The organism is Croceimicrobium sp., assembly GCF_965228705.1.
Classification (GTDB): domain Bacteria; phylum Bacteroidota; class Bacteroidia; order Flavobacteriales; family Schleiferiaceae; genus Croceimicrobium.
The window spans coordinates 3,538,089-3,557,272 of sequence record NZ_OZ245832.1 but is presented as its reverse complement, the minus strand read 5'-3'; the positions used below and the strand labels follow the sequence as shown (position 1 = coordinate 3,557,272).

Genomic DNA, 19,184 nt, shown 5'->3' with positions numbered 1-19,184 from the left:
AGAAAATTAGGATTTCACCCCAATACAATGGTACTCAAAACCTAACTCTGCCATGCGGCTGATTTCAAAGATGTTTCGACCATCAAAAATAAGGGGGCTATTCAAGGAGTCTTTAATTTCTTCAAAGTCAGGAACTCTGAATTCACTCCATTCGGTTACCACTAACAAGGCATCTGCCCCTTTAATGGCTTCATATTCGTTTTCAGCATAAGTGATACGATCACCCAAATCATGCTTAGCTTCTTCCATAGCTACAGGATCGTAAGCAGATACCGTTGCTCCTTCTGCCAGTAATTTCTCGATAATTACTACGGAAGGGGCTTCACGCATATCATCAGTATTTGGCTTAAAGGAAAGACCCCAAACTGCGAAATGCTTGCCTTTAAGATCGCCATTGAAGCGTTTCAATACCTTTTGGAAAAGAACTGATTTTTGGTCTTCGTTTACCTCTTCTACCGACTGTAAGATGCGCATTTCATAGCCATTCTCACGAGCTGTGCGCACTAATGCCTTCACATCTTTAGGGAAACAGCTACCGCCATATCCAATACCAGGATAAATAAACTTGTTTCCAATACGTGGATCAGATCCGATACCACGGCGAACTAAGTTTACATCAGCCCCCATGATTTCACAAAGGTTGGCCACATCATTCATAAATGAAATCTTGGTTGCCAACATGGCATTTGCCGCGTATTTGGTCATTTCGGCTGATGGAATATCCATAAAGATTACCGGGTGACCATTAAGGGTAAAGGGATGATATAATTTTTCGAGAACCTTGCGAGCACGCTCCGATTCAACCCCCACCACAATACGATCGGGTTTCATGAAGTCATTTACCGCAGCGCCTTCTTTTAGGAACTCAGGGTTTGATGCCACATCATAATCGATACTTACACCACGACGATCCAAAGCATCTTTAATTTCTTTCTTAACCTTAGCGGCTGTTCCAACTGGCACGGTGGACTTGGTGATAATCACACCATAGTCATTCATATTTTCACCAATCTCACGGGCTACAGTTAATACATATTTAAGGTCGGCGCTACCGTCTTCTCCGGGAGGGGTTCCTACAGCAATAAAGGCAGCATCAGCACCTTTAATGGCTTCTCCTAAATTGGTAGAAAACTGAAGACGATTTTTTTCATAGTTGCGATGTACCAGTTTATCCAAACCAGGTTCGTAAATAGGAAGAATTCCTTGCTTAAGGTTTTCGATTTTCTTTACATCAACATCAACGCAGGTTACATCAATACCTACTTCGGAAAGACAGGTACCTGTAACTAAACCTACGTATCCTGTTCCAACTATTACAATTTTCATGATTAATGGTTCTTGATGAAGTTAAGTACTTCGGAGGTTATATGTTCTAATTGATCTTTTTCTAGTTCAGTGTGCATGGGCAGCGAAAATACCCGACTCACCAAACGGTTGGTTATCGGAAAATCATCTTTTTGATAACGTTCGTCCTGATAAGCCTTTTGCATATGCAATGCTACCGGATAATATATCATGGCCGGTATGTCTTTTGATTGGAGATACTCCACTAATTTATTGCGGTCAATTCCTTCTGCCAGTTGCAAGGTGTACTGATGAAATACATGCTCTGATTTTGAATCGCGCACCGGTGTCTTTAATTCGGGGATATCCGCAAAAGCCTTATCGTAATAATCAGCCGCTGCTTGCCTGGCCTTTATGTACTCATCCAAATGAGGAAGTTTACATCGTAGAATTGCTGCCTGAATGGAATCCAAACGTGAGTTTACCCCAATCATATCGTGGTAATACCGCACGGTTTGCCCGTGATTTGCAATGATTCGAATTTTAGAAGCCAATTCATCATTATTGGTAAAAATGGCTCCACCATCTCCAAAGCAACCTAAATTCTTACTGGGAAAAAATGAGGTCGTTCCAATATCGCCTATAGTACCCGCTTTAGCACTACTTCCATTATCAAAATGATAGCTGGATCCAATGGCCTGCGCAGTATCTTCAACCACATAAAGATTGTGCTCTTTGGCAATTTGCATAATAGTCTCCAAATCTGCACATTGCCCAAATAAATGTACAGGAACAATTGCCTTAGTTTTAGGACCAATGGCTTCGCGTACCTGATCGGTATTTAAGCCAAAAGTATCTTCATCAACATCCACTAAGACCGGAGTTAGACCTAAAAGTGCAATTACCTCAGCGGTAGCTACATAAGTAAAAGTCGCCGTAATCACCTCATCTCCTGGCTTTAAGCCAAGGGCCATCATAGCAATTTGCAGGGCATCGGTTCCATTTGCACAAGGAATCACATGCTTTACATCTAAATAGCTTTCCAATTCAGTTTGAAAAGCTTTAACCTCGGGTCCATTGATATAGGCAGAGGAGCGCACAACATCAAGGATGGCTTTATCTACTTGATCCTGAATTTTTTGATATTGGCTGACCAAGTCAACCATCTGAATTTTTTTCATGGATTTTTTTATATCCGGATATGGGGTTTAAAGTAACAAAGATAAAGACCACTATGCAATAGGCGACCCAATTACAGTGGCAATAAAACAAATTATAGACTTAGGATTTCCATCTCATAATGACTAGCCATTATTTTCTTAAAAAATGAAGTCGATGGAACAAAAAAAGGCCCGGTACAAAACCGAGCCTGGAGAGAGGAGATGGAGAATATAAAATTTTAATTTTTTCTTTTAAATCTTACCGTGGAGCTGCAATTACCCTTTGGATCCTCTGGAGTTACTTATTAAGTAAAATTGCTAAAACCCCGAACTTCGTTTAAGCGATTAAAACCCATCCAAACCGTAACGGCGCCTTTTTCACCAAAAAGTCTAACCACAGCACCAAAGCCAAATTTCCCTTTTACGCGCACCTTCACCTTAGAACCGATCACAGTGGAATACAAACCATTGGAATGCACCAAATGACCATCTTTATACACTAATATTGGATTGTACCACTTATAAACTAATTGCCACATAAATACAGAGAATAGTACGGTCAATGGCACATAGAAATAAACTGTATCTATAGTAAATGAATCCCAAATAAGAAATAGAATCATCCCAATTAGAAGCAAGACTATACTCTTTAATACAAATTCCAATAAAACGAATGAGAAACTCCTATAATGCATCATCACTTTTGCGATTTTGTTTAATACTTCTAATTCCTAAGGCGGCTCCACCTACCAGAAGAACCTCTATAAATCCAAACGGAGTTGGAGCACCTGGTCCTCCGCCACTAGGTTGTGCAGAAACATCTGCCAAAAACAACAACATCAATATCGCTACTACAAGGCCTGGATTTAGTTTCATATAAGCGAAGTGTTTCTTTTGTTTAATTTCATTTTCAAACTCCCTATCATTTATTAGCATTAGAATAAATGATAACAATTAATAAACATTAGCTTCAGTTAAACACTTTAGCACCACTGCTTAATAACTGTAACAAAATAAAGGCTCAAACATTTTAAAGCTCGTAACACTTCATGCCGATTAACTGTAGAACTTTACTTTGAAACTGTAGGTTTAGTTCTACAAATAGTCCGAATTTGAAATATGGCTGAAATCTGACCTAGATCTGAGATATAAATCGATTATTAGACCTTCTTAACTAATGCCTGTTAGCTAAAATGAATTGGACCCGGAAATCTCCTCTCGCTGCATCATGAGCTCAGAACTACTCATTAATTTCTGCATAAAAGGGTAGGCAAACCTTAACCTGAAGGCCCTGGCCTGAAGCATTTTGAAACTGAAGGTTACCATTTAACTGGTTGATAATCTCCCGAACCATTGGCAATCCGACACCCATACCAGTCACCCCTCTTTGACCACTTTTACTACGAACTGCCACACCACTATTTATTGCTTTCAATCGTTTTTGGTCTTGAATCCCGGGGCCATCATCCGTAATTTCCAAGCAAACTCTTTGGTCTTCCTCGAAAATCCGAATCCAAATTTTATGGTTGCAATACTTGAGAGCATTTTCCAGTATATTCTCTACCACAATTTCCAAGGCTTGCGGTCGGCTGGCAATTAAAAAATCTTGTTTCAAATCCCAATCTACCAGGATTCGGTATTTCATTAATTCTGCGGCCTTGCGATCCAATACCTGATCTACGGCTTTCCCTAAAGGATATTGGTTTTCCGAATCTTGTAAATCCTGATTTCGAATCCATTCAAGAATGGTATTGGCAGTTTCATAGGCTCCTCGAGTAGAAGTACTTAAAATCTCCAAATCTCTGCTCAGCCCTTCCATGCCTTTTGCCTTAGTTTTTTCTTTGATATCGAATGCCACATCAGCCATAAAACGCAATGGACCTCGGATATCATGGGAGAAGATGGTGATCATTCGGTCCCGCAAGCCAATCGCTCGATTTAGCTGATTCCTAGATTCCTGCAGATCGGCGATGGTATTAACCAGACTCACATTATTTCGAGCCAGTTCATCGGTGCGTTTCTCTATTTCATCTTTTAGGCGTTGTTGATAAGCCCTGTTTCGACGTTGAACTAATTCAAAAAAACCCAAGACCACAAAGAGTGCCGCCAAGGCCATAATAATATAGAACCCTAATGTTTCATGAAATTTAGGCCCCACCGCAAAATGCCAAATTCGAAATACACGCTCTTGTTTTGGCATAAAAGGCATATAGATCTCAAGACTATACTCACCATTACTCGGGAATCGGTCAAAAAGTAATCCGCGTTCGAAATCCACTTGCCGCCATTCGGAATTTAGTTCTGGAACGCGATAGTAAATAGGGGCATTTTGTGCTTTGCCATAATAAGGATTCAGAAGCTTTACCATTAAACTAGAAAACAATGGGGGCAAAACCGTATTCTCAAGCGTGGAAACATTCTGACCATCCAAACGCACCTCCTCCAGGATTAATTCAGGATGGTACTTAGGCATCAAACTCTTAAAATCAGTATTTAAATAGGTAATGCCATCCGGATTGGGAATGGCAAATTCACCATTTTTATTTCGAATAATTGGTTCGGAGGTACCTCCCCCGTTGAATTCAAAATTCTTCAAGCCATCCTTAGCACTGAAAGCAATAAGATCAAGAAAAGGAACACTATCATTTAGGTAAGACTCAAACAATTCTTTAGGCATGGCATACAAACCCTGATTAGTACTGAAAACCAGGCAATTTCCCACTTGACGAATACCATGACAAGCCTCCATGGCCAGATTTCCTTTCAAATTCAATTTAGACCAGCGGCCCTTTTCCCAAACATATACACCCCTGCCATAAGTAGTAAGGATTACCTTGGAACCTAATCGATACAGAAAACGCGCATTAAATTCTTCATTTTCCACTATCCGGACTACCTCAGCTTTGCCGCTTTTCAAATTGAAATTGACCATTTGGGCCTTAAAGCCATAGAGCATCCAAACGGTTGAATCATTTAAGAAGAATAACTGCCCGGCATAATTAATCTCTCCCTTATCGGTGGGTACTGCTGCGATGCAAATAAGGCTATCCCCTACCAATTGCATCAATCCCAGAGACTCAATAAACATATAGACCTCACCTTCCTTCTGAATCATATGACCGGTTCGTACATTCACTGAATCCACCGCGACTTTTAAATACCTTCTTTCTCCATTTCTTAGGTCGATTCGCAGTGGTCGAGAAGGCTCTTCTACTGCATAGATATGCCTCAAGGAGGGCTTAAAACCCAATAAGCCACTATACTGTTGAAACAGTGAACCACAAAGCACTTTGGAATCATGGTAAAGCAAACCATTTGATGAAATCACGGAATCTTGCCCAATGGCAGCCAAAGTATAATTGGGAACTCCTGCAGCGCAAGTACTATCAGATAGTATCTGTCTAATAAAAACCGGGGCCATAACTAATAGTCCCCTTTTTCGGGTCCCTAAAAATATCCGGGCATCCTCCTCACTATATATGCAAGCCGAATACTCATGCTGAGGAACCGAACGAGCAATAAGCTGAAGCTGAAGTCCACCATCTCCAGATGCGAATAGCTGGTAAAGCTCCCCTTTCCTATATAGAAATGCCTTATTTTCAGCGGCATTCCACATCATCTGGCTCAATTGTGGGTTCTCCGACCAATTTTTAGGTGCGGCGAGGTCGGGGACCACTCCGATGGTATCAACCTGAGTTCCCTTTATTCGAATTACAGAGCCTTCCTGTTCCAAAAGAAACATACTCTCTCCGAATACCATCAGATGCTCTCGGCTAAAAGAGCTCAACTTATAAGGCACCTCCTTCATGCTCTCACCCTCATTAAAGTAAAGCGCGCTATTCTCCCCATCATTATCGAAATAATATCGATTCGAATCAACCATATATTGATGAAAGCCATGCCATCGGACCAAAGCACTTTCACCAACACTGCCATGACGGAAAAACAAATAACCCTTATCATCTTCATTCTGATTGGTAAGAGTTCTTTGATCCTCAGAAAGCAAGGAGTATTGGAAAAACTCGTTTAAGGCTAATATCCGATTGGATCGTGTACGGTAAAAATCCAATATCCGCACACCATTCATTAAGGAGTCATTTTGAGGGAGAAAGGCTTTAAACTGTCGACCGGAATATCTGAATAAGCCCTGCTGAGTTCCAATCCATAATAAATGCTCAGGGCTCATGTGAAGGGCAGTCACCTCATTTTGCATTAAGCCAGAGGTATTATCTATATATTCAAAATTATAATTGAGAATAGGCAAGGGGGCTAAAACCTTTAGTCTCACATTTTCTGCAAGGAGATTAATTCCAACCAGAAAAAGGAAGAAAGCTAAAGACGCTCTATAAATATGACTCTGTTTCAAATACCTTATCGTTCAATTAAAAAGGACCTTAAGCTGTATTTCATAACTACTCAGAGTTACTTTTTCAAATTCTAAGCCGTGGAAATTCAACTCTCAAAAAAAACACAATTCTCAGAAGCACAGAGTAGTACGAATAATGTTTAATGTCATGATTGTTCTACATAACATTCCTTCTTTGACAATGCACCTTTTGAAAATACGAAATTCCCCCTAATGCCTTTAGGGCTTTGAAACAAAAAAGGTTCCGACCATTATGATCGGAACCTTTTTAAGTCTTAAGTATATGAAAGCAAGGGGACTGTTTTAGCTAAAAAGCCCATTGAGATTTTTGGGCTACGATAATCAAACCGTAGGTCAAGAAAATTAATTGGAATATCAGCGCACTACTAACCACCATGGCTACTAAGCTTTTATTGTACTTATTTATCACTTCTCTTTAACCTTTTCTAATGAATTCAAGTCCCTTTTTAATCCTAAACTCCTCATATTGAGGCCTTACAACTTCAGCACCTTCTTGGTTAATAAATCCATACAGCCCATTTAACTCAACTAAGGCCCATCTATCGTGATATTCTCCAAAATTGAAAATTCTATCATACTGAGGCTTTACAACTTCAGCTCCATCTTGACCAATAAATCCATAAAGACCACCTACCTCAACTAAGGCCCATTTACCATGATATTCTCCAAACGGTGATATTTTATCATACTGAGGCTTTACAACTTGGGCTCCATCTTGACCAATAAACCCATACAGCCCACCTACCTCAACTAAGGCCCATTTACCGTGATATTCTCCAAATTTGGAGATTTTATCATACTGAGGCTTTACAACTTGGGCTCCGTCTAGACCAATAAATCCATAAAGACCACCTACCTTAACTAAGGCCCATTTACCGTGATATTCTCCAAATTTGGAGATTTTATCATACTGAGGCTTTACAACTTGGGCTCCGTCTAGACCAATAAATCCATAAAGACCACCTACCTTAACCAAGGCCCATTTACCGTGATATTCTCCAAATTTGGAGATTTCATCATACTGAGGCTTTACAACTTCAACTCCATTTTTGTCAATAAACCCATACAGTCCACCTACCTCAACCAAGGCCCATTTACCGTGATATTCTCCAAATTTGGAGATTTTATCATACTGAGGCTTTACAATTTCAACTCCATTTTTGTCAATAAACCCATACAGCCCACCTACCTCAATTAAGGTCCATTTATCGTGGAATTCTCCAAATTTGGAAACTTTATCGTATTTATCTTGTCCGTTTACCAACAATGAAATCGACATAAAAACAAATAACAATTGTATCCTTTTCATAGTAATCAATTTTTACACGTTAAAAATTAGCAGCCGTCCTATTTATTTGAGCTTAAATACTTTCAAGTTATCGTTTAATTCCTGAGCTCCCGAAGTGGCTTCAAGAGCCACCACATAAAGGCCTGGATTCTGATTTTGAAGAATTTGGATATTTTCCTGCAGATCTTCCCATTGAAGCTTTTGTACCAGCTGTCCACTTAAATCATAAATACTAAGCTTCATTTGAGCATTCGAGCTTAAAACGCCCTGATAGCTTAAAAAGACCTTCCCTTCCTGATTATAGAACAAATAGCTAGAGCTCTGTTTAGCGAGACCCTGAATTTCTCTTTGACCTAATCGACCCGCAAACTTCAATCGGAACCGCCTAAGTTCGGTACTGTCATGAACAAATGAATATGAGGCCTTAATTCTTAGATCCTGTCTGATGTCAAATTTCAAATCTTCCAGATATACCTGATCAAATGCCTTTAGTTCCCCCACATTGAAATCAAGATTTAGGGTATCACCCTGCCTGGCCAATAATTCCAAATCAACATAATAGGTAGAATCGGGATTAAAGGTTGCTATACTTAGGTTCCCTTCTAAACTGGGTATCGATACACCGGGTTCTGCCAGACCTATCTCCCAGGCATCAAACTTCCGATCAAAGGCCTGACTTGCATCTTGATGAAAGCCAACCCAAGCATCATCCTCTAATGGGATACTATCTCTTGTGCTAAGCTTTACTCGAATTCCATCTGCCCCTGTATTGGCATTTTTAAAATATCGGCCGCGGTTCGCACCTACTGCATTCCAAAGGGTCTCTTTATTAAAGGTCAAACTAGGATAGGTCAAAACATCATTCTGATCCAGTTGAATAAAGAAGGCCTGACCTGGAGCAAGATAGGGCGTTCCACCAGAGGTGGAAACGTCAGTAAAGGTGTTATAGGCAGAATAGCTTGTGCCGTTCCATAAGTATATGGACTTGCCAGAAAGATTAGTTAGAAGATCACTAATTTTAATACTGTGGGTAAAGGGATTGGCCAAAAAGTTCCAACCTTCTGTGGCAACTTGAGAGGTTCCTCCAACCCAGTTAATAGAGCCACTTTGACCATCATTATAATAAATGGATCGCGTCGGATTTTTGGTAATTGGCATTTGCCCGCTAAGTGTCAGCACCCCAGCCTGACCACTCTTAAGAAGAAAGCGACCAGAACTATTGGTCCCAGCGTATACCGCATATCCTCTACCAGGCTCAAAAGGATCCGTTGTTGGCGGACTTACCCAAGAAGCATTAGAAGCATTTACATACCACACTGTGTTATACGATGGAGTTGCATTTCCAGATCGTATCGTCGTATCCGCTGCGGAAATCAAATTTGCTATGGTAGCGTCTTTAAATACATTCCCAAAATGTACGTAACGACCATTAAGAGCGGTATTCTCCAATTGAATATAATAATCCATGGTTACATTACCATTGACGGTTCCAAGGTTCACCAATTCAGAAAAAACGCCAGGACCACTAGCTTTTAACCAGAGATTATTATTCGTAGATAAGGTAGTTTGTGACTCCACAATTACAATACTATCCACTTCTAAAAGCCCTCCCTTAATCTCAGAAGTACCACTTCGATTAAAACGTATCCTCCCGGGGTTAACTAAGGGCCCATAATTAAACAAATCGCCTGCAATACTGATATCCTTTTCATTCATAGTTAAACTATGATTGGCATCGATTAAAACCGATTTAACCTGAAAGGAGGTGTTTACTGCAGTTGCAGAAAGGATTTGGGCATTTTCGGATCGTGTAGTGGGTGTGCCATTGGACCATATGGCCCCATTCCAAATATTGCCAGTTTTAAAGGCCCAGATATCATTCAGAGATTGATCGCCAGTTAAATTTGCTGTTCCCAATCCTGTTGCCAGATACGCAGTATTGCCATCTTGCCAACTAATAGCATTGTATCGTGGTGCCGGCAAATTATCATAATCAAATTCCTTAGCAGTCTCATAAATCGGACTTTGATTATATCCAAAAGCATTCTGAGCACCTTTTAGCCAAGCCCAATTCGAACCATTCCATTCCCAAAGATTATTGGAATTAGTATAAGTGGTCCCTCCCAGATGCTGTCTGCCCCCAAAAACGTAAAAAACACCATCGACCATCCAAGCTGTCGCCCCCCTCAAATAGCCCGGGCTTACTGAGGAACTATTGAAGGTTGCAGCCCCGTAACTTTGAGCTGGAGCACTGGTTACAGAATGCAATTGTCCACTCATATAGGACCATTGATTTAGGCTAGCATCAAAATGCCATAACTGATTCGAATTCCCTAAAGCGGTAGTATTGAAATAGCCTTCACCACCAAAGATGAAAAAGCCATTAGCATCTCCTGCCATACAGAAATTCGATCTACCGGAAGGAGTATAATAAGATTGATAATCACCTGGAACACCAAAAATGTTATACCAAGGCAAACTTGAATTGGTTCCATTCATCCAAACCCAGTTGGTTCCGGTAAATTTCCACAAGGTATTTTGAGACACTAAAGTCCCGGAATTCTGAGCAATACCTCCAAACATATAGGCCTTACCAGCACTATTCACCCAAACTTTCATCCCGCTTAATCCCGGAGGATTATTAGTAGCAGAACCTACCCCCTGACTACCATAGACACCTGTTTGATTCACTAATTTAGAGCCTTTGATCCAGGCCCATTTCCCATTAACGTAACAGAAGAGATCATTTAAACGACCTAAGCTTCCATTAGAATCATATCCATATCCGCCAAACAGCCATAGGGTATCGCCAGCTGTATTAAACCACATTACGGACCCCATGCGTGAACCTGGAGTATTTGCTGTTGCCGACACACCTTGGGTACCATGAACCGGTAAAGTAGCACTGGAAGCACCGGCTCCCGTTAACCAAATCCATTCTCCACCGGAGTACTTCCATAAATTTGAAAAAAGCCCGGCTTCTTGATTATCCCCGCCATACATAAATAATTCACCACTAGCGGAATTAAAGGCCGATGCTGCAGAATACAATCCCCCAGGGACAGAAATAGTGGTGGCATTACCATTCCGATAATTTCGGGCTGTATTACCCATTGTACTTACAAAGGCGAAATCTTCACCATCAAATTTGGATAATAAAGAGGAAAACTCATTAGCCAAGCCTAAACCACCATAAAGGTAGATCTCATCATTCAGCTTAACCGACTTAATTTCACCCACCAAAGAACCCAAACAGGCTGTGCTGGAATATTCGGTACTGCTAATATTGTTGTAGGTTGATGCACAAGTTTTATAAGAAGACCAAGCTGAGCCATCCCACTTATAAATAGTTGAGTTCGCCCAATAGCTAAATGGGAATATGTTCACGCTGATCATCCCACCAATCAGATAAAAATTTCCATTCGCCTCAGCCAAAGTCGCCCCTGTTAAACCTCCGCTTAAACTGCCATTTGCAGTGGAAACATTACTTGGATCACCCGAAAGTACTGACCAGTTGAGCCCATCAAACTTCCAGAAAGTTTGAGATCGAGCAACAACACTGGAACTCGTTACAGTCCAACCTCCATAGAAATAATGATTGCCATCACTTCCTAACACATGAGCAGCGCCTGATTTTGATTCAGGATAGGTATACACAGAACCACTGGAGGTTGCAGGAGGATTTACCCCACTACTTCCCGAAATCCAAGACCATTGACCAGTAGAAATATTATAGCGCCACAAATCATTTTTGTTTTGGGTAGGTCTAAGTGTTGGTCCCATCCAACCATTGTCAACTGCACTGGCCCCTCCGAATAGATACAAATAACCATCTTGATACCACATGGTGGCATTAGCTCTGGAACCGGGAGTAAAACTTGGACCTTCCTGACCCAGGGTACCATAAACCCCACTTTGAGCCACCGAAACTGAATCCATCAATGAAACCCATTGACTTCCATTATACATCCACAAATCCTCCAGAGCGCCGGTTATTTTAGTACCGGAACTATTATAACCCAAGCCAAAGCCACCATACATAAACAATTGCCCGCTTGGGCTTTGAGCGGTCGCTGCCCCTGTGCGGGCTCCCGGCAAATTTTTAGATGCAGCCACTCCAGTTTGACCATAGACCAATGAGGATGTTCCAGACACATAAGGTGAATAATTAGTGGCAAATCCGGTCGAACCCGAAACTAAGGTCCAACCAGCGGCAGCTGTATAAGTCCACAATCTGTTATTGGCTCTTACCGTAAAGTTATTGCTACTCGGATCTTTCGAAGAACCGCCAAACAAATAAATAGTGCCATTGTGAGACCACATGGCTTGTCCGGCCAAAGATTCCGGATGTGGGCTATTCACCACATTCTTCTGAAAAAAAACCCCACTTTTATTGGCAGTAAAATCCCCACCAACATAAGCACTGGCCAATTGCTGAGCTTGAGCTTTATAGAGCCCCAAAATAAATACGAGTAGAATAATCCTTCTAAAGTTCATAAATCAAGAGTTTTGCATGTGTTTCTTTGTGATTGTCCAAGTCACCCCCTGATCTGGATTGCTGAAAATCAACACCATCAGGCCCTAAATCCAATCATTTTTTCCCATCACAAATGAATTACAGCCTAATCGACTGATGAGTAAAACATTAGCAGATTAATTGTAGAAAAGCAACTACACTTGTCAATCTATATCCACAAGTAAACCCTAAATAAATAGAGCCTCTAGCTTAAATCGACTTCGGCCATTGCGCTTTGGCTCTCATTGAATTTATTCCATTAAGAAATACCGCTCGATTTAGAGAAGATTTACAGCTGGCAAACGTTAAAAGATTTGCGATGCAGAATCTGCACGATGTGCACTACTTAACCCCAGCCTTGCCTTTACCTACAGTTAAAATGGAATAAAGGAAAGATTATACTATGCTGAAATAAAATACTTTTGCCATTAATGAAAGCACTCTACTACCTTATACTCCCTATACTCTTTTTAGATTCTCCATACCTTTCGGGGCAAATTCAAAATTCGAATCAGCCAGATCGAATGTGGCTCTTAGGAGCCCAAGCCAGCATTAATATTCCAGCTGGAGATTGGACGGATCGCTATGCCCAGAGTTTCAGCATTGGTGCTAATGTTGGACGTAAATTTCGATCCAACTTTATGCTGAGTTTGGAGGGTGAATATCTTTTTGGCGGAGAAGTGCCAGATCGTCAAAATGCCCTGCGCAATGTATTCACTGAGAATGGTAACCTTATAAACACTACCGGAAATTATGCTGTGGTAAATATCAATCAGAGTGGAACGCATTTTCATTTAAGTTTGGAAAAGATTTTTGCCAATACTGGTCCAAATTTAAATAGTGGACTAGGCCTGGGCTTAGGAGCTGGCTATGGTTTCTATTGGCTGAATATCGATAATGTCAACAATGATTCTCCTCAGATTTTAGACGAGTATAAAAAAGGATACGATCGGCTTTCCAGTGGATTTAGTCTACGACAGAATATCAGCTACCTGTATCTGTCTCCCAACCACATGATCAACTTCAAAGTTTCCTTTGAAATATCCGAAATCTGGACTCGCGATTTACGTAAATACTATTACCCGACTGGCCTTTTATCTTCAGATCCCCAGCTCAATTTCATGTACAGTTTAAAGCTAAAGTGGTATATCCCTATTTATCTGGGTGGAAAAAAGGAGGAATACTATCTTGACTAGCCTTCAAAGAATACTGTACCCCATGGTTATTAAGACCTATAAGGCCTTAATACATCTGGCAGCCCTGCAATCGGACAAGGCTAAAAAATGGGTGGATGGCCGACAACAATGGCGAGAGGATCTACAAAAACTGGTAAACCCCAATAAAAAGAGGATTCTTATTCACGCTGCTTCCCTGGGGGAAATGGAACAAGGTACGCCAGTATTGCGAAGCCTGCGAAAACAATGGCCGGAGCATCAAATTTTTGTAAGCTTCTTTTCCCCTAGCGGTTACGAGTATTTTAAAGAAACGGAGCTTTGCGATGCCATCATTTACCTGCCTTTGGATGAGAAAAAGAACAGTACCGATTTTGCCCAAATATTAAGACCCGAACTTGCTTTATTCATCAAATATGAGATTTGGCCTTTTTTACTCTCAGCACTAAAGGACCTAAACACCAAACTCATTTTAGCTCCAGCTGTATTTCGAGCTAATCAAATCTATTTCAAAGGAGATCAAAAAGCCTTTTTCCGGGAAGCTTTGCATAAGTTCGACCGTATCTTAGTTCAAGATCAGCCCAGTTTAGAGATTCTACAAGAACAAAACATTCAAGGAATCAGCCTTTGTGGTGACAGCCGTTTTGAAAGAGCATTGGAAAATAAGGAGCAAGATTTCGAAAGCTCCCTAATCCAATCATTCATAGGCGATGATTTCTGCTTAATCGCCGGTAGCTCCTGGAAAAAAGAGGAAAGCTTAGTCCTCAAATTATTGGCAGAGCAGCGGAACTTTAAACTCATTTTGGCACCACATGATATTAGTGAATCCAATATCCAAAGCATTCTAAAGCGATTTAGCAATTTTGGCATATCTCCCTTTAGTAAAAAGACTACCAAACCCGAGGATCGCGTCATTCTTATCGACTCTATCGGACAACTAAGATACCTCTACCGCTTCGCCGATCTCGCCTTTATTGGTGGCGGTTTGGGCAAAGGTGTTCACAATACCATTGAAGCTATCGTTTATCATATCCCGGTTTTATTTGGCCCCAAGCGAAAGAAATTCCCGGAAACACAAGAAATGTTGGATAGAGGTCTTGCCGCTGAAATTAACAATTACGATGATTTGGCAAATGCCTTCCGCTATTTTAGCTCAAAGAAACCCCTGCCTCAAGACTTTGAATCCTATATTCAAGCTAAACTTGGTGCTAGTCAAAAAATCAACCAGGCCATTAACCAGCTAATGCAGCATAGTGGAAGCTTCTAAAGAACAACTCAGAGCCCAGAGTTTGAAAGCTCTGCAAAATTTAGATCTCAAGCAAAAGGAAGCTTGGGACCATGAGCTTCAGAATCGACTACTCGAGCGGATTGAAGATATTCAACCTGAGACTATCCACAGTTTTATTCCAATGGCTCATGAAGTTAATCATTGGCCTGTATTAGAAGCCCTGCGAGAGAAGGGGCTTAAAATTATTATCCCCAAAATTGCCCCCAATAGAGTTCTTAAACCTATCCTTTATGAAGGCAAGGATCAATTAACGCAAAGCAAGTGGGGTACCTGGGAACCAATTAAAGGGGAGCTATATTCGAAAAGTATCGACCTAATAATTTGCCCTGGCCTGGCCTTCGACTCTCAGGGTGCCAGAATTGGCTACGGAGGCGGATACTACGATCGTTTCCTGAAATTACACCCTGAGGCTCAAACACTTGCGCTCTGCTATCCCTTTATGCTTCAGTCAAATATCCCCACCGAGGCCCATGATATCCCCATTCAATTTATTATTTCCAACTTTTAATTTTTAAATATTCATCACTTTAATCACTCATTTTGAAGCTCTTTCCTTTTTTCATTGAGGGTATAGTGATATTTTTAAGCTAATTTGATTCAAGGCTATGGCAGGCAATATTTTAATCGTTGATGATCACCCGGTAGTGCAAATGGGAATGAGTGCTTTTATGGAGCGCAATAAACTGTTCAGCCAAGTTGATGTAGTGGGAAGTGGTAAAGAGGCGGTAAAGAAGATTAAGGAACATCAGTCAGATCCTGACTATTACCAAATGGCTATTGTAGATATTAACTTGCCCGACTATGAAGCTTTAGCCTTGGTAAAATTTATGCTGGACAGGGCTCCGGAACTTGCTATTATGATGTTTTCCATGGAGCCTCCAAAACTTTATATCAAACGCCTGATTAAGCTAGGCGTTAAAGGCTTCTTGAATAAAACCTCTACTGATGATGAAATGCTATTTGCCATTCGCAGCATTTTATCCGGTAAATCCTATTTCTCCAGTGACATCTTAATGGAGGTAATGAATGATAAGGATGAAGCCGATGAACTCAGTAGTATTTCCAATGATCTCTCTGAAAGAGAATCGGAAATTTTAGGCCTGATGATTAGGGGGAAATCCCCTAAAGAAATTTGTGAATTACTGTCCTTACATAAAAGCTCCGTAGCCACCTATCGCACCCGAATTTTCGATAAAATTGGCGTGAAAAGTAATTTTGAATTGTATCAGTGGGCCTTAAAGGAAGGACTCATTCACCCCTAAAAAAGTGCCGGTATTTTTTATTTACCGGCACATTTGCTTGGGAAAGGAGGGATTCGGAGACAATGAGGATGAATCGATTTTTCCCAAAAGCAATAATTAATTCGGAGTCCTCTTTTTTCTGTTCAGGACCTAAACAAGTGAGGTAGCTGTACTACTATTATTAGTATTGAGGAAAGACAGAACCTCCGTCTTGATCATCATCAACCATTTGCGATTATTCTTGCTGATATAAGACCAGTTCTTCAGTCCAATATTTTCTTCTACTTCCATCAAACGCTCGAAATCTGAGCTTACCACTACAACCTTCGTCTTTGGATATTTACTTACCACTCTCAAAAAATCAAGACTGGTACCCTGCTCCATATGAATATCGGATATCAAAATATCGGGCTGCTCTTTCTCGAAGTGCCTTTCGGCTTCAAACTGGTCTTTAACGATTAGCAATTCACAGTCACTACTTTTTAAAGACGCTGTAATTATTGAGGCTATAAACTGGTTGTCTTCAAGAACTAATATTCGCACAACTTCATTTTTTTGATATTACAAACCTCTTGATTCAAAGAGAAAGACCCTGTGGCATTCGTTCTAATCTCATGTAGAACTTAAACTAGCATAACCGAACATAACAAGCTTTTTAGGCTCTGTAAAATAAGTTCTACAGTAAGAATCCGATTTTTCTAAAAAGCGAAATAGGGGAAATCTATTCCTTGCCAGAAAATCATTTCATGCCTAAGCTTTTAATTATCGATGACCACCCGGTAGTTCAAATGGGAGTTAAATCATTTTGTGAACGCAATAAGCTCTTCGACACTTATCAAATAGCCGCCAATGGCAAAGAAGCGGTAAGCCTATGCCAAGAAATTGCTGAATCACAAGACTTTCCGGACTTAATCCTGATGGACATTAATCTCCCCGACTTTGAAATAATATCATTGGTGCGCATCATTCGTAATCTTATACCCAAAAGCCCCATTTTGATGTTCTCTATGGAGCCGGCCAAGCTTTACATTAAGCGATTAGTTGACTTAGGGATCAATGGTTTTATTGAGAAGACTTCCCCTGATGAAGAACTGCACTTCGCCATTCTTAACCTCTTGCATGGTAAAAACTATTTTTCAAGTGAGATTTTAATGGAAAGTATAGCTTCCGGCTCCGACCACCGGCAATCAATAAATTGCCTTTCCCAAAGAGAGTCGGAAGTACTTTCCTTAATGATTCAAGGTAAAACCTCCAGGGAAATAGCCGAAATCCTCAAGCTTCACAATAGCTCCGTAGCTTCCTACCGAGCGCGGATTTTTCAAAAATTGGAATTGGAGACCAGCCTGGATCTCTACAAATGGGCCCTTAATGAAGGGCTTATCTTACCCAGTTGAGCCATTATAAAATGCTTAGCGCATTCTCTGACAAGCCAACTTTCAATGCCTTTGTATCTTTAACACGGCCATGGCCTAAGCGATTTACCCAAGCAAGCTATTCTTGAGCTCAATTTTCATGTTTCCCATGAAGTTTTTTGCTCTTTTGGTATTTCTGGTTCTCAGCATTCAAAGCTTTGCTCAGGATAAACAATTAAAGACTGAGCCCATTTATTTAAGTCAATTTGGGCTCAATAGCAATCTGGTAAGTTTTATCCCCCTCTTTAAATTATCGGAAAATCAAATTAATAATAAAGCGCAAGAGGCCCCCATTAAGCAATTACCTCCTGGTTTGAAATTGGAGAATACAGCCTATGGATTTATATACTTTAATGGCCTGAGTCAACCTACCTTTCCCCAGGAAATCTGTTTCCTGATTGAGAACCCTCACGAATCACAATCCACTATTTACCTGGATCGCAATGGTAATATGGATTTCAGTGACGATGGAAAAGGTATTTCCCTATCAAACAGCATAAGTATTGAGTTGACTAATGAAAAGCACAAAACCGCTGCCCTGCACTACAGCATTGCGAGAAGTCAAATTTCACCTAACTATAAAGCTCAGCTTAAAGCCCGTTATCAGTCCAAATACCCACAGAGCGAAATCCTTGCTCCTAGATTTTGGTTAACAGCGAATCGACTAAACTTAGCCCTTAGTCAGAATATCTTAAATGGCAAGATCATTAGCATTTTACTTCTCGACAACTCTGCGGATGGCCTTTTTAGCCTGGAAACTCATTCTCAAGGGGACCGCATTCTAATTACAGAAGGAATACAGGACGGCAACCAAGACTTCAGTTCCATTTTAAGGCAAGCTCAAGTATTGGATCCAAACGCTATTTTTAAATTATATGATCAGAATTATTATTTAAAAAGCTTTAGCCCCGATGGCCGACACATCACCTTAGCCGAAACCAATACGAAGCCTGATCCAGTATTCGTAGAAGGTGAGGATATTTCTGACTTTACGATTCAACTTTTGGATGGAAGTAAAGTAAGGTTGGACGCTTTCCTATCGCAGGGAAATCCTTTACTTATTGATGTGGGGGGCACCTGGTGCGGAGCTTGCCTCAAGCAAGAGCCAGACATCAAAAAAATATACGCAACAAATAAGGTTGAAGTTATTGGGGTATTTGAACACGATAAGCCCGAAAGCGTAGAAGCCTATCGCAAGGAGCATGAGATTCCCTGGCCTTTAGCTCTAGCTGATAATCAATTTCGGAAGCGATTTAACATTACTTTCTTTCCAAGCTTTATACTGGTTTCTCCTAAAGGAAGGATTATCAGTATAGTTACTAATGCCAAAGAAATAGCGTCCTTTTTGGATCTTTAGAATATGCTAAGCAGGCAATTTTCGGCTCAGCCAAAAAACAAGCCCATACGCTTAGTGCCTGAAAACTAAACCCCTAAGA

General features: G+C 40.7%; 14 protein-coding genes. 6 read left to right on the top strand and 8 right to left on the bottom strand.

All coding sequences use genetic code 11. The features are described from left to right. Window positions 1–6: 6 nt before the first annotated feature. The 7 genes from ACO05P_RS15860 to ACO05P_RS15830 form a co-directional block, all read right to left on the bottom strand. A complete protein-coding gene (locus tag ACO05P_RS15860) occupies window positions 7–1,326 on the bottom strand; it encodes a UDP-glucose dehydrogenase family protein (RefSeq protein ID WP_421752371.1) in 1,320 nt (439 codons plus the stop codon). 2 nt (window positions 1,327–1,328) lie between these two features. After that, window positions 1,329–2,465, bottom strand: a complete 1,137-nt coding sequence (locus tag ACO05P_RS15855) for a DegT/DnrJ/EryC1/StrS family aminotransferase (protein ID WP_421752369.1) — start codon at window positions 2,463–2,465, stop codon at window positions 1,329–1,331. A gap of 284 nt (window positions 2,466–2,749) precedes the next feature. After that, window positions 2,750–3,142: a hypothetical protein gene (locus ACO05P_RS15850; protein WP_421752367.1), complete on the bottom strand. Its 393-nt coding sequence runs from the start codon at window positions 3,140–3,142 to the stop codon at window positions 2,750–2,752. After that, window positions 3,129–3,398, bottom strand: coding sequence for a hypothetical protein (locus ACO05P_RS15845; RefSeq protein WP_421752365.1), 270 nt, complete (start codon window positions 3,396–3,398; stop codon window positions 3,129–3,131). Before ACO05P_RS15845 ends, ACO05P_RS15850 begins: the two co-directional genes overlap by 14 nt. 286 nt (window positions 3,399–3,684) lie before the next feature. Beyond that, window positions 3,685–6,732, bottom strand: a complete 3,048-nt coding sequence (locus tag ACO05P_RS15840) for an ATP-binding protein (protein WP_421752363.1) — start codon at window positions 6,730–6,732, stop codon at window positions 3,685–3,687. A gap of 514 nt (window positions 6,733–7,246) precedes the next feature. Continuing rightward, window positions 7,247–8,140 carry a WG repeat-containing protein gene (locus tag ACO05P_RS15835; RefSeq protein ID WP_421752361.1) on the bottom strand — a complete coding sequence of 298 codons (894 nt, stop codon included), beginning with the start codon at window positions 8,138–8,140 and terminating at the stop codon, window positions 7,247–7,249. 42 nt (window positions 8,141–8,182) lie between these two features. Continuing rightward, window positions 8,183–12,616 carry a kelch repeat-containing protein gene (locus tag ACO05P_RS15830; protein WP_421752359.1) on the bottom strand — a complete coding sequence of 1,478 codons (4,434 nt, stop codon included), beginning with the start codon at window positions 12,614–12,616 and terminating at the stop codon, window positions 8,183–8,185. Between the two features lie 450 nt (window positions 12,617–13,066). Between ACO05P_RS15830 and ACO05P_RS15825 the strand changes: the two genes are divergently transcribed. From ACO05P_RS15825 to ACO05P_RS15810, 4 genes are all read left to right on the top strand, one after another. Next, on the top strand, window positions 13,067–13,831 hold the full coding sequence (locus ACO05P_RS15825; RefSeq protein WP_421752357.1) for a hypothetical protein: 765 nt from the start codon (window positions 13,067–13,069) through the stop codon (window positions 13,829–13,831). Between the two features lie 22 nt (window positions 13,832–13,853). After that, window positions 13,854–15,074 (top strand): 3-deoxy-D-manno-octulosonic acid transferase, encoded by a 1,221-nt coding sequence (locus tag ACO05P_RS15820; protein ID WP_421752355.1) that lies wholly within the window; start codon window positions 13,854–13,856, stop codon window positions 15,072–15,074. Further along, complete coding sequence (locus tag ACO05P_RS15815; RefSeq protein ID WP_421752353.1) at window positions 15,061–15,603, top strand: 5-formyltetrahydrofolate cyclo-ligase; 543 nt, start codon at window positions 15,061–15,063, stop codon at window positions 15,601–15,603. The genes ACO05P_RS15820 and ACO05P_RS15815 overlap by 14 nt, the downstream gene beginning before the upstream one ends. Before the next feature lie 97 nt (window positions 15,604–15,700). Continuing rightward, on the top strand, window positions 15,701–16,357 hold the full coding sequence (locus ACO05P_RS15810) for a response regulator (RefSeq protein WP_421752351.1): 657 nt from the start codon (window positions 15,701–15,703) through the stop codon (window positions 16,355–16,357). Between the two features lie 129 nt (window positions 16,358–16,486). On the opposite strand, the gene ACO05P_RS15805 is transcribed toward ACO05P_RS15810, so the two are convergent. Further along, window positions 16,487–16,879, bottom strand: coding sequence for a response regulator (locus ACO05P_RS15805; protein ID WP_421752349.1), 393 nt, complete (start codon window positions 16,877–16,879; stop codon window positions 16,487–16,489). Between the two features lie 203 nt (window positions 16,880–17,082). Between ACO05P_RS15805 and ACO05P_RS15800 the strand changes: the two genes are divergently transcribed. Together ACO05P_RS15800 and ACO05P_RS15795 are read left to right on the top strand one after the other, a co-directional pair. After that, the gene (locus tag ACO05P_RS15800) at window positions 17,083–17,730 is read left to right on the top strand and encodes a response regulator transcription factor (RefSeq protein WP_421752347.1); all 648 of its coding nucleotides are present in this window, start codon (window positions 17,083–17,085) and stop codon (window positions 17,728–17,730) included. 127 nt (window positions 17,731–17,857) lie between these two features. Further along, complete coding sequence (locus ACO05P_RS15795; protein WP_421752345.1) at window positions 17,858–19,105, top strand: TlpA family protein disulfide reductase; 1,248 nt, start codon at window positions 17,858–17,860, stop codon at window positions 19,103–19,105. Window positions 19,106–19,184 lie beyond the last annotated feature (79 nt).

What these genes read in the sequence shown, in the direction of transcription:
- ACO05P_RS15860 (WP_421752371.1), bottom strand. Translation starts at nt 1,326, where the DNA reads ATGAAAATTGTAATAGTTGGAACAGGATACGTAGGTTTAGTTACAGGT.
- ACO05P_RS15855 (WP_421752369.1), bottom strand. Translation starts at nt 2,465, where the DNA reads ATGAAAAAAATTCAGATGGTTGACTTGGTCAGCCAATATCAAAAAATT.
- ACO05P_RS15850 (WP_421752367.1), bottom strand. Translation starts at nt 3,142, where the DNA reads ATGATGCATTATAGGAGTTTCTCATTCGTTTTATTGGAATTTGTATTA.
- ACO05P_RS15835 (WP_421752361.1), bottom strand. Translation starts at nt 8,140, where the DNA reads ATGAAAAGGATACAATTGTTATTTGTTTTTATGTCGATTTCATTGTTG.
- ACO05P_RS15830 (WP_421752359.1), bottom strand. Translation starts at nt 12,616, where the DNA reads ATGAACTTTAGAAGGATTATTCTACTCGTATTTATTTTGGGGCTCTAT.
- ACO05P_RS15825 (WP_421752357.1), top strand. Translation starts at nt 13,067, where the DNA reads ATGAAAGCACTCTACTACCTTATACTCCCTATACTCTTTTTAGATTCT.
- ACO05P_RS15820 (WP_421752355.1), top strand. Translation starts at nt 13,854, where the DNA reads ATGGTTATTAAGACCTATAAGGCCTTAATACATCTGGCAGCCCTGCAA.
- ACO05P_RS15810 (WP_421752351.1), top strand. Translation starts at nt 15,701, where the DNA reads ATGGCAGGCAATATTTTAATCGTTGATGATCACCCGGTAGTGCAAATG.
- ACO05P_RS15800 (WP_421752347.1), top strand. Translation starts at nt 17,083, where the DNA reads ATGCCTAAGCTTTTAATTATCGATGACCACCCGGTAGTTCAAATGGGA.
- ACO05P_RS15795 (WP_421752345.1), top strand. Translation starts at nt 17,858, where the DNA reads ATGAAGTTTTTTGCTCTTTTGGTATTTCTGGTTCTCAGCATTCAAAGC.